A 14371-nucleotide genomic window follows, 5' to 3' on the forward strand; every position below is an offset into this window, starting at 1 on the left:
TTTACAAAGATTGCGTAGCGGCCAAGCATAGATAATGCTGATGGAGTTCGGCGATCGGTAATTCCAGTTTTGCCAGGTCCCCAGAATTTTCCAGTACGTCGTCGGCCAGCGCCAGCCGTTGGTCGCGGCGAGCTTGTGCGGCCAAAATGCGTCGCGCCTGAGCTTCTTCAACTTGATCACGGGTCATTACCCGACGGATTTGTTCCGCCTCGGGCGCATCGACCACCAACACCCGATCGACCAGGTCCGTCATTCCAGTCTCCGCTAACAAAGGGATGACCAGCAGGCAGTAGGGCGTAGACAGCGCCGCAATTCTGTGCCTGGCGACGGCCCGGATGCGGGGGTGCAGGATTTCTTCCAGTTTGCGTCGCCCGGCGTCATCCACGAACACTCTTTCACGCAAGCGACCGCGATCCAGGCGACCCTGATCATCCAGGCAATCCGCCCCGAATTCAGCGGCAATTTCCGCGAGCGCGGGCTGTCCAGGTTCGACCAGTTCGCGAGCGATCAGATCGGTATCAATGATTGGAATGCCAAATAGGGCAAACCGGTCGCTGACCGCGGTCTTGCCGCTGCCGATGCCGCCGGTTAAGCCAACCACCAACACCCTCAGCCTCCCAGCCAGCGCAAGTAGGCGCTGTTGATCGGTCCGCCCCATAGCAACGCAATCCAGCCGGCGGCCGCCAGAAAGGGACCAAAAGGCATCGGAATCTGGCGATCCCGCTGGCGAAACAGCACCAGCGCCAATCCGCACAGCGCGCCAACCAGCGATGACAGAATGATGATGATAATCAGGTATTGCCAACCAGTCCAGGCGCCCAGCGCCGCCAGCAGCTTGAAATCGCCAAACCCCATGCCTTCTTTGCCGGTGAGCAGGCGAAATGCCTGATAAACCGACCAGAGCGCCAGATAACCGGCCATCGCGCCGATCACTGCGCTGGGTAAATCGGCAAACAGCCCAAACAGTGCGATGCCCAATCCCAGCCAGAGCAACGGCAAGGTTAGATCATCGGGCAGCAATTGATGGCGAAAATCAATCACACTGGCCGCCAGCAGCGTCCAGGTGAAGATCAGCGCTGCTGCTGCTGGCCAGCCAAAACCGAACTCCCAGGCGACGATACCTGCTAACAGTCCACTTGCTGCTTCCACGAGCGGATACTGAATACTAATCGCCGCCTGGCAGTGAACACAACGGCCGCGTTGCAGCGCGTAACTCAGCAGCGGAATATTCTCCATCGCTCCAATCAAATGCCCACAGTGCGGGCAACGCGAGCGAGGTCGCCACAAATTGAGAGGTGTTTGATCGCTTTTTGGCGCCGGCTGGCTCAGTAACTCCGCGCATTGACTCCGCCATTCCCGCTCCATCATGAGTGGCAGACGATGAATGACCACATTGAGAAAGCTGCCAACCATCAAGCCTAGCAGAACAGCCAGTAATACGAACAACCCCGGCGAGTCAGCCAGAAGTTCCATAATCGTCATGGCCAGACCGGCGTCAGACCGCTGCAGCCAGCTTGAAGATGGGCAGGTACATGGCAATGACCAACGTACCCACCACACCCGCCAGGAACGCCATCAGCAACGGTTCGATCATGGTCGTCAACGTATCCACTTTCTGATCGACTTCAGCCTCGTAGAAGTCGGCTACCTTGGCCAGCATGTCGCCCAAAGAACCCGCTTCCTCGCCAATGGCCACCATCTGAATGACCATATCCGGAAACAGACTGCTCTGGCGCATGGCGAAATTGAGTTGCTGGCCGATGGAGACTGCTTCGCGCATCTCCAGCACGGCTTTTTCATAGACGTAGTTACCGGTCGCGCCGGCCACGCTTTGCATGGCGTCGACCAGCGGCACACCGCCGCTGAACAGAGTGGACAGGGTGCGGGCGAACCGCGCGTTGGCGGAAGTAGCGACCAGATCGCCAATCAGCGGCAATTGCAGAACGATGCGGTCCAGCCACTGATAGAAGGTCCGCGAGCGTTTGCGGGCCTCCAGAAAGCCGACAATGGCGACCACCGGTCCACCGAGGATGAGATACCAGTATTCTTGGAAAACCCCGGAAACTTCGATCACAAACTGGGTGAGCGCTGGCAACTCTGCGCCAAAGCCCTTGAACAGATCTTCGAAGGTAGGAATGACGAAAATTAGCAAGATAGCCGTGACGACGAAGGCGAATATCAGCACGATGGCCGGATAGGTTAGTGCTTTCTTGACTTTGGCTTTCAGCGCTTCGGACTTTTCCAGATAGGTCGCGATCTTGTCCAGCAACACTTCGAGAACACCGGCTTCCTCGCCGGCATGCACCAGACTGCAATACAGATCATCAAAATGGAGATGATGCTTGGCAAAGGCTTTTGACAGCGCGGTGCCGCTTTCTACTTCGGCCTTGACATCAAGAATAAGCTCTTTGACCTTAGGTTTGCGGTTACTGTGTCCGACCATGTCCAGCGCCTGCACTACGGCAATACCCGATTGCAACATGGTGCAAAGCTGGCGGGTGAACAGCATAATGTCCTTTGGAACGATGTTGTCGCCAAAGGTGAAGAGTGGCTTGGGCTTTTTTTTAACGCTCAGCGGGACAATACCCTGCCGGCGTAGTTCGGCCTTGATCAGACTTTGATTAGCGCCGCGCAATTCGCCCTTGATCCGGACGCCCCGCTTGTCGGTGCCTTCCCATTTGAAAGTTGGTTCTTCGTCTTTCTTCTTGGCCTTTTTCGCTAACGTCGGTTGTCTAGCCACAGCGATTATTCCGTTGTTACTCGGTTGATTTCTTCGAGACTGGTCATTCCCAGGCGGACCTTGTTCAGTCCCGACTGGCGCAGATCGTTGACCCCCTCGCGTCGCGCCTGATCGGCGATCTGGATCGAGTTGCCGCCTTCCATAATGATTCGGCCCATCTCCTCGGAAAGCGGCATCACCTCGTAGATGCCAACCCGGCCTTTGTAACCGCGATTGCATTGGTCACAACCTGCGGCTTTGTAAATAGTGAGGGTTTTGAGTTCATCTTCGCGGAAGCCTTGATGGATCAGTTCCTCCGGCGGGATGTGGATTTCCTCCTTGCAGTTGGCGCATAGCCGCCGTCCTAACCGTTGGGCAATGATCAGCGTGACGCTGGAGGCGATGTTGTAGGCGGCTACCCCCATGTTCATCAAACGGTTCAGGGTTTGCGGCGCACTGTTGGTATGTAGGGTGGAGAGCACCATGTGACCGGTTTGCGCTGCCTTGATGGCGATCTCGGCGGTTTCCAGGTCACGGATTTCACCGACCATCACAATGTCCGGGTCCTGGCGCAGAAAAGCGCGCAGGGCGCTGGCGAAGGTCATGCCCACCTTGGGGTTGACATTTACCTGGTTGATGCCGGGGAGATTGATTTCCACGGGGTCTTCGGCAGTAGAGATGTTGACCTCGGCGGTGTTCAGAATGTTAAGGGCGGTGTAAAGCGACACGGTTTTACCGCTGCCGGTCGGGCCGGTAACCAGCACCATGCCCTGCGGTTTGTGAATCGCCTTCAGGAATAATCCCTTTTGATGTTCCTCGTAACCGAGCGCGTCGATGCCCATCTGGGCGCTGGACGGATCGAGCAGGCGCAGCACCACTTTTTCGCCCCACAAGGTGGGCATGGTGTTAACGCGAAAATCGATGGCCCGTTGTTTGGTCAGGTACAGTTTAAGGCGTCCGTCCTGGGGCACCCGACGTTCCGCGATATCGAGTTGCGCCATAATTTTGAGGCGAGCCGCCAAGCGCGGCGCCATAGTGACCGGCGGTTTATAGATTTCATCCAGCATGCCGTCCTGACGGAAGCGCACCCGGTAAATTTTTTCATAAGGCTCAAAGTGAATATCGGACGCGCCGCGATTGATGGCTTGCAAAATGACCTGATTGATGAAACGTACGACCGGTGCGTCATCGGCATCCGATTGCGTCAGGGTTTCGACCTTGGAAGTATCGCTTTCGGTGCTAAAGTCAAGATCACCGATGTCCTGGTCGACCATTACTGCGCCTTGGCTGTCGATGACGTTCTCGATCGCCTTGGCCCACTGTGTCTCGCTAATGATGACTGGTTCAATATCCAACCGGGTTTGGAACTTGATATCTTCGAGCACCCGCTGGTTGGTGGGATCGCTGACCCCGACAAACAACCGCCGCCCGCGCAAGTGCAACGGCAGTGCGTGATGTTGACGAAGCAGTTTTTCATCGACTTTCTGGACAATCGCCTTATCGATTTCCAGAGTGTCGATGTCGAACAGCGGCAGATTGAAGCTGCGCGCCGCTAGGCGGGCAATGTCCTTATCCCGGGCCAGTTTATTTTCAACCAGGTAGGCGACAAAAGGGAGATTTTCCCGGCGGGACTGCTCAAGGGCCTTAAGCGCGGCGGTTTCGTCAAGTAAATGATTCATGACGAGTTGCCGGGCGAGCCCACTGAGTTGGCCACCGGGCTGGGTCATAACAGTGTTGGGGTTGGTCGCCATGGCTTATCTGCGAGGTGATGTCCGAGCCACATCGAAACGGTTGTCTCCGTCGATTCGACGTTTCAACTTTAGACCATATGAAGCGGGTTGGAAAGGGGAAAAACGCTGCGCGCCAACTTGCGGGCGATAACCCTTAAGGATCGCCCGCTGTGAAATTTCATCGTAACAAGTCTATCGTTTAGAAGCGGTGCGTTAGACTGCTTCTCAGTCATTTCATTGCTTTCGCCACGCAAGGTGACAGATGTGGAGCTTGCAGCAGGGCCTCGCGGTCGATGCTAACGCTTTTCCACTTCGGGTGACCGGTGCGACCCAGTTCTTCCAGATTGTCATACACCATCCTGGCAAACTGTCCGATAGCCTGGCAGCTTCCCTCATCTTGCGCATGATTGCTGGTGAAAAGTATGGTGCCGACCGCCAGAGTGGGAACCGCCTGTTTCTGCCAGGTATAGGTTCCATCTGCAAGGGTTGCAGGGTGGTAGAACGTCTGGAAGAGTTCATTTTTGGCCAGATCCGCCGGAGCTTCGATAGGAACCAGGTGTAGCGTGTCACCCACGGCTAAGGGGCCGGTAAACAGCTTGGCCGGCGCCCCTACCACGTAGATCAGCGCATCGATTTCGCCTCGTTGCAACGCCTCCAGTGCGGTCACAGCATCCATTTCCAGTTGCTCAGCCGGTTTGATCTGGAACAGGTCCAGTAAAATCGTCGCCGTGCCGTAGGTGCCGCTGATCGCATCGCCAATCGCAACCGTTTTTTCGTTCAGGTCGGTCAGTTGCTTGATCTCCGGCGCCTTGGCTAAAACATGCACCTCCTCATAGTACAGTGGCAGCACCAGCTGTAAGGAGTTAACCACTTTGTTTAATTCATCAGCATCTTCATCATCGCCGACAGAGGCTTCGAGCGCGACCAAGCTCAGGCTGTCAAACTGACTAAACCCGAGTTGCAGGCTGGGGTATTCATAGACCTTGAAAATGTTTTCCAGCGAACCGGCCGAGGGAACCACCGACAGATCGATCTGATGTCGACGGGCCAGTGTTTTCAAATCCCGGCCCAGTTGATAATAAGCGCCGGCTTCGCGGCCGGTCACCAGACCGAGTTCGGTGTTGGTGGGCGCTGTTGCAGCTTCCTCAGCTTGGAGTGGACTGGCCAGCCAGAAAAGACTCAGGCAGAGACTAGCGTTGATAAGTAAGCATTTAATCGAAAAAACTTTCATTGGATGTGACACCTTGGTTAGTTGTTACCCGGCTATTTGAACCGCCGCCACTTCTACCGGTATTAAAGTGTGGGGAAAATCAATCCTCGATTAAAAATCAATTATAGTGTGGCACTGCGGATCGCCAGCACCGGGGTTCGTGCGGTAAATAGACTGATGGAGGTTAGGAACCATGCCAAAAACTGCCATTGTAAACGTGATTGGATTTCCAGAAAGGGATCGCCGGATGATCCGCAATATTTTGTCGGTAGCCAGTAACCAGGATGTAGCCTACCAGATGGCGGACGACGGTGGAAAATCGACCGGTATTTTTATCGTTAATGCTGACGATCCAGGGGCTATGCTGTTTTGGAATGAATTCCAGCAGGATGCGCCAGGGGCTCACAGCATTCTGGCGTCAGCGAATCCAATGCTGGAATCCGAGCATGTGTGCATCAAGCGGCCGTTGATCGCCAGTCAGCTACATGGAGCGCTGACCCTGGAAAGCACAGGGGCGGCGCCTAAGCAACAACGGACCGATATTCTGCGTAAATGTTTCCTGTTCCGCAACTTCTCGTCAAGCCATGTGGAAAAAATCGTAGCGATGTCGCGTGTAGTGACCTTGCCCAGCAATTATGTCATTTTCGAGAAAGGCTCCAGCGGCGATGAAATGCTGGTCGTTCTGAATGGGCGACTCAAGGTGAGCGTAGCCGATGGAGAGGGACGGGAGATTGTATTGGGCACTGTTGGAGCGGGGGATATTGTTGGCGAAATCGCCATGCTAGATGGGCGGGGCCGCTCGGCGACTGCGACTACTCTGGCGCCCTGCGAACTGATGGTTATTCATCGCAAGGATTTCATGCCCTTTCTGGAGCAGAATCCCAAGGTAGCTATCGATCTGGTTATGGTGCTGGCGTTGCGGCTAAGACTCAATACCGAGCAGTTAGCTGACCTGCTTGATCAGTAATGTCCCCTTTTGCTCCCGCATCCTAATCAAACAACCGGTTTATGCAAGTATACAAACCCGCGAACCACAGGAGATTCTTATGGAACTGGCTTGCCTGGACCTGGAAGGGGTCCTGATTCCCGAAATCTGGATCAATGTCGCCGAACGCACTGGTATTGAGGGATTGCGACTGACCACCCGCGATATTCCCGATTATGACCAACTCATGCGGGGACGGTTGGAACTGCTGGATCAGCATGGATTAAAGCTTTCAGACATCCAGCAGGTGATCGCCGGGATGGGGCCGCTGGAAGGAGCGCGCGAGTTTCTCGACTGGTTGCGTGAGCGGTTTCAGGTAGTGATCTTGTCGGATACCTATTATGAGTTTGCGCTGCCATTGATGCGGCAGCTGGACTGGCCAACCTTGTTCTGCCATCGCCTGGAAGTCGTCGATGACCATGTGGTGGGGTATGTCCTGCGGCAGCCTGACTCCAAGCGGCAGGCGGTGCGGGCTTTTCATCAGCTCAATTTCCGGGTGATCGCCGCCGGGGACTCCTATAACGATACCGCGATGCTGGCGGAAGCGGAGGCCGGAATTTTGTTCCGTCCACCGCAAAATGTGATCGACGAATTTCCGCAGTTCCCGGTAGCGCGAACGTTTGCTGAGATGCGCGAGGCGTTTCGCCAAGCTAGTGTACGGTCGCTTTGAGTCCGAATCACGCATTCATCGGATGATGCGGATTTCGCTGTTGACTTCCTCCCCGACCTGAAGGCCGGGGTCTCTCGCAGAGAAAGATGAGCGGCGACGCCTTAACCATCACCTCAACTGCGGTGGCACTGGTTTTAGCACCACCCCACCGAGTGGCGGCAGATCCAGCACTAGCGAGAACGGAAAACCGTGACTTGAATATTCCTCTGCCTGAGCTTTGCCGCCTGGCAGGGTCAAACCGGAGCCGCCAAACTCTCGGGCGTCGCTATTCAATAATTCCCGATATTCCACCGGATAGGGTACGCCGATCCGGTAATGTGGACGCGGCGCATCAGCGAAGTTGAGCACGAATACCAGCGCATCGCGCGGGTCGCGAGCCTTGCGCTGGAATGCCAGCACATTGGTCTCCGCACCACTGGGATCGATCCAGTCAAAGCCCGCCCCGTGGAAATCCACCTGGTAAAAAGCCGGCTCCCGGACATACAGCTTGTTCAATGCCGCCAGAAAGCGCTGTAAGCCCTGATGCGGGGGCAGGTTGGCCCGGCTCCAGTCCAGTTCGCCGTCATGGTTCCATTCGCTAGGTTGGCCAAACTCGCCGCCCATGAACAGCAGTTTTTTGCCGGGATGGCTATACATGAAAGCGTATAGCAATCGGAGATTAGCGAACTGTTCACGTTCGCTGCCCGGCATCTTGCCCAATAGCGATTTCTTCAGATGCACTACCTCGTCGTGCGATAGCGACAGAATAAAGTTCTCATTGAAGGCGTAAACAATGCCAAAGGTCAGCTTGTCGTGGTGGTAGCGGCGATGCACGGGGTCTTTTTGCATGTAGAACAGCACATCATGCATCCAGCCCATGTTCCATTTGAAACCAAAGCCCAGTCCACCGATGTCCGTGGGCCGCGATACATTCGGCCAGGCGGTCGATTCTTCGGCGATCATCATCACGCCGGGGAAGCGAGCGTGAACCACTGAGTTGGTATGCCGTAGAAATTCAATCGCCTCCAGATTTTCGTTGCCGCCGTACTTGTTGGGAATCCAGTCCTTTTTGGAATAATCCAGATACAGCATGGACGCCACCGCATCGACCCGCAGCCCGTCGAAGTGGAAAGTATGCAGCCAGTACAGGGCGTTAGTGATCAGGAAATTCTCCACCTCATGCCGGCCATAGTTGAAAATCAGCGTCCCCCAATCAGGATGTTCGCCCTGACGCGGATCGGCGTGTTCGTAAACACAGGTGCCGTCGAACCAGGCCATGGCATGGGCGTCTTTCGGGAAATGCGCCGGCACCCAGTCGAGAATCACCCCGATGCCATTCTGGTGGCAACGGTCGATCAGTTCCATCAGATCATCCGGGCGGCCAAACCGGGCGGTGGGCGCGTAGAAGTTGGAAATCTGATAGCCCCAGGACGGACCGTAGGGATGCTCAGCCAAGGGCAGGAATTCGATGTGAGTAAAGCCCATCTTTAATACGTAGGGAATCAACTGATCGGCCAACTCCCGGTAGGAGAGGAACTCTCCATTGGGCTTATGTCGCCAGGAACCGGCGTGAACCTCGTAAATCGCCACCGGTCGGCGCCAGACCGGTTCCCGCATCCGTTGCTGCATCCACTCGCCATCGCGCCAGACATGTTTACCGGCCTGGTCATAGACCACGCTGGCGGTGCCGGGCGGCGTTTCGGTATGGAAGGCAAAGGGATCAGTCTTCAGAAAGACATTGCCGTTGCGGGCCAGGATTTCAAATTTGTATAAATCGCCTTCCGCCAGACCCGGCACGAACAATTCCCAAATCCCGGAACCCGGACGCAGGCGCATGGGGTGGCGGCGGCCATCCCAGTGATTGAACGTTCCCACCACGCTGACGCGCTGCGCATTGGGCGCCCAAACCGCGAAATTGACGCCGCGCCGCCCATCGACTTCGCAGGGATGCGCGCCCAGATTCTCGTAAATCTGGTAATGATTGCCTTCCGCAAACAGGTAGCAATCCTGGTCGCTGAGCATTGAGAAAGTCGTCGCATAAGGATCGGCGAAGGTATGGAATTGCCCATGCTCGGTAGCGCCGATCTGGTAGCGAAACGGTTCCAGACCAGCGACCACCGTGGTTTCAAACAGCCCGCCGGCATACAGCGGCAGCAGGGGATACAACCGTTGTGGGCAGTCGTCGGGTAACAGATAGGGCGATTCCGCATCGGGCAAGAAGGCGCGCACCACATTCAAGTCGGTCTCGCCAAGTGGGTGGGGTCCCAGAACTTCATGAGGATGGGAATGCCGCCCCTGGATCAGCGCATCTCGCGCGCCGGCCTCCAGCGTGGGCCAGGCCGGATCCTCCTGCAGCAGGTACAACAGGTCTTGTGCGATCGGCGATTGCGCCAATCGAGCGGTAAAGGTGCGGGCATCCGTACGCAGCGCGTCCACATGATAAACCTGCCGCCAGAATCGGGCATTGGCTGCCAGGAAATTGCGGACTGCCGGCTTTTCCAGGTCGAAGGCCAGCTTGTCCGGTTGATCCGGTGCGTCCGCGTCATAAATGCGCGTCCCATCGAACCAGCTCAGTTCCTGCCCCTCGCGCGGAATGAGCGGCGGAATCCAATCGAGAATGACGCCAATACCCTGCTGGTGGCAAGCGTCAATAAACGCCATCAATTCTTCGGGTCGACCATAACGGGGATTGGGCGTGAAATAGCTGGCGACCGTTTCGCCGGGTGCCCAACAGACGAATTCAACATGAGTTGGCTTGCTTTCCCGCCACTGGGGAAGTAGATCGTTCAGTAGTTGGCGATAGCCAGTGCTTTCATCCAGGGTGACCCGATGAATAGTGACCGGCAGTTTCCAGGCTGATGTTTCACTGGCCTGCGCCATCCAGACGTGGTCACTCCATTGGTGAAACTTCTGAAGATCACAGACCAGCGCGGCGGTGCTGGGATAGACTTCGGTCTGAAACGCTAGCGGATCGGTCTTGAGGAATACTGCGCCTTCGGCGTTGCGGATTTCGAACTTGTACAGGTCGCCGGGACCGACCCTCGGCACAAACAACTCCCAGACGCCGGAGGCGTGATGCTCCATTGGATGGCGACGCCCATCCCACTGGTTGAAAGTTCCCACCACGCTGACCCGGCTGGCGTGCGGCGCCCACAGCGCAAAATTGACCCCGGCGATCCCGTTCTTACTGACCGGATGTGCGCCCAATTGCTCATACAAGGCGTTCAGCGCCCCCTGTTGCAGCGCCCGCCCATCAGCGTCGGTAAAGGAGGAGGCATGGATAGCGTAGGGATCGTGGAGTGTGCAGGATTGGCCGTCGGCCTCAACAACCATGAACTGATAATCCAGTTTTGCAGTCCCCGGAAGCTGGAGAGTGAAGAAACCGTCAGGGTGCAGCCGCTGCATCTCACGCTTGCCGGTCCCATCCGCCAGCAGGACGTGAACGCGCGCTGCCTGGGGTAGAAAAGCGCGAATCGTCAGCGTCCGCTCCCGGCTATCGTAGTGAGGTCCCAGAACCTCATAGGGTGCGTCGTGACGCAATTCAATTATTTTCCGAATATTTTCTTCCAGCATCATCCTTACCTTCTCATGAGAGGGAGCGGGTTCAGGCTCAAGATGAAAGATCAGCCCGAGACCTGTTGCGCCGCTTGTGCCGCCAATTCGATTAACATAACAAATTTGCGGATTTATGTGGACTGCCAGATGCGCTTTAAACCCGGTGGAGCAAGGAAAAATTCACAGGGTCGACAAAAAATCAGGGGAAGCGCCCGAAAGCACCTCCCCTGTTAACGCCTCCACCCCCCACCCCGCGCCCATCTGTGGGCGGGGGAAGTGAGCGGTCACAAATCAGGTTAGTCGTTGTCGTCTGCTGGTTCGGCGGGAGCATTTGCCGATGGCCCTGGGCCAGCTGCCGGACCACGTCCGCGCCCCATCGGTCGGTCGGTGAAAAATTTGTCCATGACCTGTTTCTGGTGAGGATCCAGGGCGGCGTACAGGTCGCTGGTCGCCTTGATCATCTCTTTCATGCTGGCCAGATTCTGCTCCATGAATTGCGCCTGTTCCTCAAAATGAGCCAGCGCGGTCTCATCCTGGTCGCGCATTGCCTGTTTAGTTTTGAACATCATCGCATGATGGGCATCCTGTGCGGCCAGAAAACCTTTCCAGGCGGCTTCCTGTTCGGGTTTCAGTTTGAGCCGCGCTTCGAGCAGCTCCATCCGTTCAGCGTGATATTGTTGCATCATGGCATAGCGCTGACCATGACCACCGCCATGACCACCGCCGCCCTTCATCATCGGGCAATCACCACCACCGCCCATCATCGGGCCGTGACCACCCCAAGGGCTGGCAAACGCAATAGTGGATAAACCCAGACCAGCGACAACAGCGGCAGCTAATAGATTCTTGTGCGATTTCATGATTGAACTCCGTGGTTTCTCGTTGAAGATGGGGTTATTAGACGCCTTTCTTGTAACCAGAGTTTTGCTGAGAGGGAAGTTTTGTATCAAATTGTAATACCAATTCCCGGTAGGTTTTATATTCCCCGCGTAGAGCGGGTTAGCGGAGCGTAACCTGCCGAAATCACAATTGAATTGGCGGGTTACGGGCTGACGCCCTAACCCGCCTGTAACCGTTCAGTCCCCCCTTTTTCAAAGGGGGGAGACTCCGCAGTAACGTCATTTAACACAATGGGAATTGGTATTAGAGCGTGAGGACATTTGCGCTCAAAACCCCAGATACCCCATGAAGTCGGTGAATTCCTGAGAGTAGAGGAAGAAGGTCATGACATCGTTGCGGGGGTTGCCGCGGGCCAGGTCGGCCAGCCAGAAGGCCAGTCCGTCCTCTTCGGGGTCGCGCTGGAAGAAGGTACGGTAGAGGTTGTCGATGAAGGCGGGGTTTGTGGTGTGGCGCGCCAGGTATTCGGGGCTGTTGAAGAAGAAGTAGGCCATGTTGCGAAACACCGGTTTGGCGTCTTGTCCCTGGGCTTGCAGGGCGGTGATTTGGTCTTTCCAGAAGGCGACGCCGTCGTCCTCGGGGGCGCGGTCGAGGATGGAGCGGTAGTAGTGGGTGATGAGGGTGACGGCGGGGTCGTCGGCGATGACTTCGATGCGATAGTCTTGTTGGACGAAGACCTGGCCGTGGGTGGGGTCGATGACCTGGAGCGTGAAGAAGTAAACGCCGACTTGGGTGGGGACGCCGCTGAGCAGGGCGTCGAGGCCGTCGGGGGTGGCGGTTTCCAGGGTGAGACCGGGCGGCAGTGCGCCTTCCGTCACACTCCAGCGGTAGGCGGGGTCGTCCGCTGCGGTAGCGGGTGGGGCAGGGCCTTCGTAGCGCGCTTGCAGGGTCGCACGGTAGGGTTGGTTGACCGGGGTGCGGCTGAGGATGCCGCCGCTGATGGCGAGGTTGGGTAGGCCGCGCCCGCCGGGGTCGGTGATGTGGGCGTCGGTGAGTCCGTCGGCGTCGCCGAGGTGACCGTCAATCAGGGTGAAGGTGGCGGTGTTGCCGGCGAGGTCGGCACCGTTGAGGAGATACCAGTGCGGGTCGGGGTCGGTGGCGGTGGGGCCGTATTTCCAGTATTGCGCGCCGGCGGGCAGGGGGTCGCCGTAGGCGAGGGTGACGGTGGCAGGGATGCCGTTGGTGGTGCAGTTTTGCAGGACGACTTGCAGCAGGCCGTCGGTGAGGGTGATGCCTTGGGGGCCGGTGGCGGGGGCATTAGGGCTGCCGAGAGGGACTGTGAAGATGTTGGGGTCGTCGAGTTCGCAACTGCGGCCATCGGGGTACTGGACGGCGGCGCTGAGGGTTTGGCCGGGTTTGACGGGATTATCGCGGGTGAAGGCCACTTCACGAATGGTCAGCCCGACCGGTGACGTGATGGTTTGCTCGTCTTGATCCTGGACGGTGACTTGAATCGGGGCGTTGTAGGCTTCAGTCGGCGTGCCGCTGATCGCGCCATTAACTGCTAAGGTCAGGCCGGGCGGTAAACCGGTGGCGGTGAAGGTGTACGGCGGTTGGCCGCCCAGGGCGGTGAGGGTTTGTTCGTAGGGTGCATCCCGCACGCCAATCGGTAAGGTGCGCTGCGCCAGCACCAGCGGGGCGACGGTGATCGCGTAGTCGCGGGTTCCGGTGTGGCTTTGGGCGTCGGTGACGGTGATGGTGACGGTGTAGTCGCCGGCGGTGTCGGGCAGGCCGCTCAGAAGGCCGTCGTCCGCAGTCAGACGGAGACCGGGCGGTAGGCCGGTGGCGGTGAAAATGTAGGGAGCCGTTCCGCCGGCGGCGGTGATCACCGTGGCGTAGGGGACGTTCGTGACTGCGCCGGGGAGGTCGCGGGCGGTGGGCACGGGGAGCGTGGCCGTGGGGGTGGGGTCAGCACCGAAACTAACTTCTACGAGATCCGTAAAATCATACCAGAAGCCAGCCGGAAGCTGACCATCTATATACGGTGTTCCGGGATTATTTACACGAATACCGAATCGAGTAGAATCAACAATGTCCGCTTCTATTTCGTACCTTTCAAATGCAAATTCCCAAATTCGATGTGCCGTAGGATAATCTGGAGTAGGATCAAATCCTTCGCTATACAACGAAAGCGGTTGACTACAACCGGTCCAGGTACCTCCTGAAATATAGTATTGGATGCATAATGAAATACCAAATGTTCCATAATTAACATCAACATAGGGAGTTATAAAGCTATCCTGATCGACGTCAAAGGAGAACCAAAAATAGTCTGATGAATCGTCAACCGTGTGCCCGAAAAAATCGACGAGTGCATATAGAAAGTGATCGTCGTAATATAGCGAAAGCGAGCTGTTATTGAGGTGGATAACATAAGCGCCAGACCATTCAGTAGTTCCTACGTTACCGTCTATAGTGGGAGGATTTGTCGCGTAGGGAACCTGAGCATGCACCGAAATGCTAGCGGATACAATCGTACTCGCGATAAGTAACTGAAAACGAGTCATTGGATTTACCTCACAATTAGGGTTGGGCGAGGACCTGGCCGTGGGTAATTTGCGAAAATGGGTTTCGATAAAAACATGGGGTCAATGCTCTAGATGGACGATGAGACAAGTCTGGAATT

General features: G+C 56.6%; 10 protein-coding genes. 2 read left to right on the top strand and 8 right to left on the bottom strand.

Going from position 1 to position 14371, the window contains the following annotated elements; genetic code table 11:
- Position 1: 1 nt before the first annotated feature.
- The 5 genes from H6973_14960 to H6973_14980 all read right to left on the bottom strand — a co-directional run bounded on the left by H6973_14960 (position 2) and on the right by H6973_14980 (position 5680).
- Entirely contained in the window at positions 2–658 is a 657-nt protein-coding gene (locus H6973_14960) for a dephospho-CoA kinase (GenBank protein ID MCP5126886.1), read from the bottom strand.
- Positions 610–1482 (bottom strand): prepilin peptidase, encoded by an 873-nt coding sequence (locus H6973_14965; protein MCP5126887.1) that lies wholly within the window; start codon positions 1480–1482, stop codon positions 610–612. The genes H6973_14960 and H6973_14965 overlap by 49 nt, the downstream gene beginning before the upstream one ends.
- A 13-nt stretch (positions 1483–1495) precedes the next feature.
- Positions 1496–2746: a type II secretion system F family protein gene (locus tag H6973_14970; GenBank protein ID MCP5126888.1), complete on the bottom strand. Its 1251-nt coding sequence runs from the start codon at positions 2744–2746 to the stop codon at positions 1496–1498.
- On the bottom strand, positions 2746–4446 hold the full coding sequence (gene pilB, locus H6973_14975; GenBank protein MCP5126889.1) for a type IV-A pilus assembly ATPase PilB: 1701 nt from the start codon (positions 4444–4446) through the stop codon (positions 2746–2748). The genes H6973_14970 and pilB overlap by 1 nt, the downstream gene beginning before the upstream one ends.
- 232 nt (positions 4447–4678) lie before the next feature.
- Entirely contained in the window at positions 4679–5680 is a 1002-nt protein-coding gene (locus H6973_14980; protein MCP5126890.1) for a TAXI family TRAP transporter solute-binding subunit, read from the bottom strand.
- Between the two features lie 172 nt (positions 5681–5852).
- Here H6973_14980 and H6973_14985 point away from each other — a divergent pair, with 172 nt between their 5' ends.
- Positions 5853–6626 (top strand): cyclic nucleotide-binding domain-containing protein, encoded by a 774-nt coding sequence (locus H6973_14985; GenBank protein ID MCP5126891.1) that lies wholly within the window; start codon positions 5853–5855, stop codon positions 6624–6626.
- Between the two features lie 79 nt (positions 6627–6705).
- Positions 6706–7314: a bifunctional phosphoserine phosphatase/homoserine phosphotransferase ThrH gene (gene thrH / locus H6973_14990; protein MCP5126892.1), complete on the top strand. Its 609-nt coding sequence runs from the start codon at positions 6706–6708 to the stop codon at positions 7312–7314.
- 108 nt (positions 7315–7422) lie between these two features.
- Here thrH and glgB read toward each other — a convergent pair whose 3' ends face one another.
- The 3 genes from glgB to H6973_15005 all read right to left on the bottom strand — a co-directional run bounded on the left by glgB (position 7423) and on the right by H6973_15005 (position 14252).
- A complete protein-coding gene (gene glgB, locus H6973_14995; protein MCP5126893.1) occupies positions 7423–10869 on the bottom strand; it encodes a 1,4-alpha-glucan branching protein GlgB in 3447 nt (1148 codons plus the stop codon).
- Between the two features lie 275 nt (positions 10870–11144).
- Positions 11145–11708, bottom strand: a complete 564-nt coding sequence (locus H6973_15000; protein MCP5126894.1) for a Spy/CpxP family protein refolding chaperone — start codon at positions 11706–11708, stop codon at positions 11145–11147.
- 306 nt (positions 11709–12014) lie between these two features.
- The gene (locus H6973_15005) at positions 12015–14252 is read right to left on the bottom strand and encodes a DUF4214 domain-containing protein (protein MCP5126895.1); all 2238 of its coding nucleotides are present in this window, start codon (positions 14250–14252) and stop codon (positions 12015–12017) included.
- Positions 14253–14371 lie beyond the last annotated feature (119 nt).

It is taken from the genome of Gammaproteobacteria bacterium, assembly GCA_024235095.1.
Lineage (GTDB): Bacteria > Pseudomonadota > Gammaproteobacteria > Competibacterales > Competibacteraceae > UBA2383.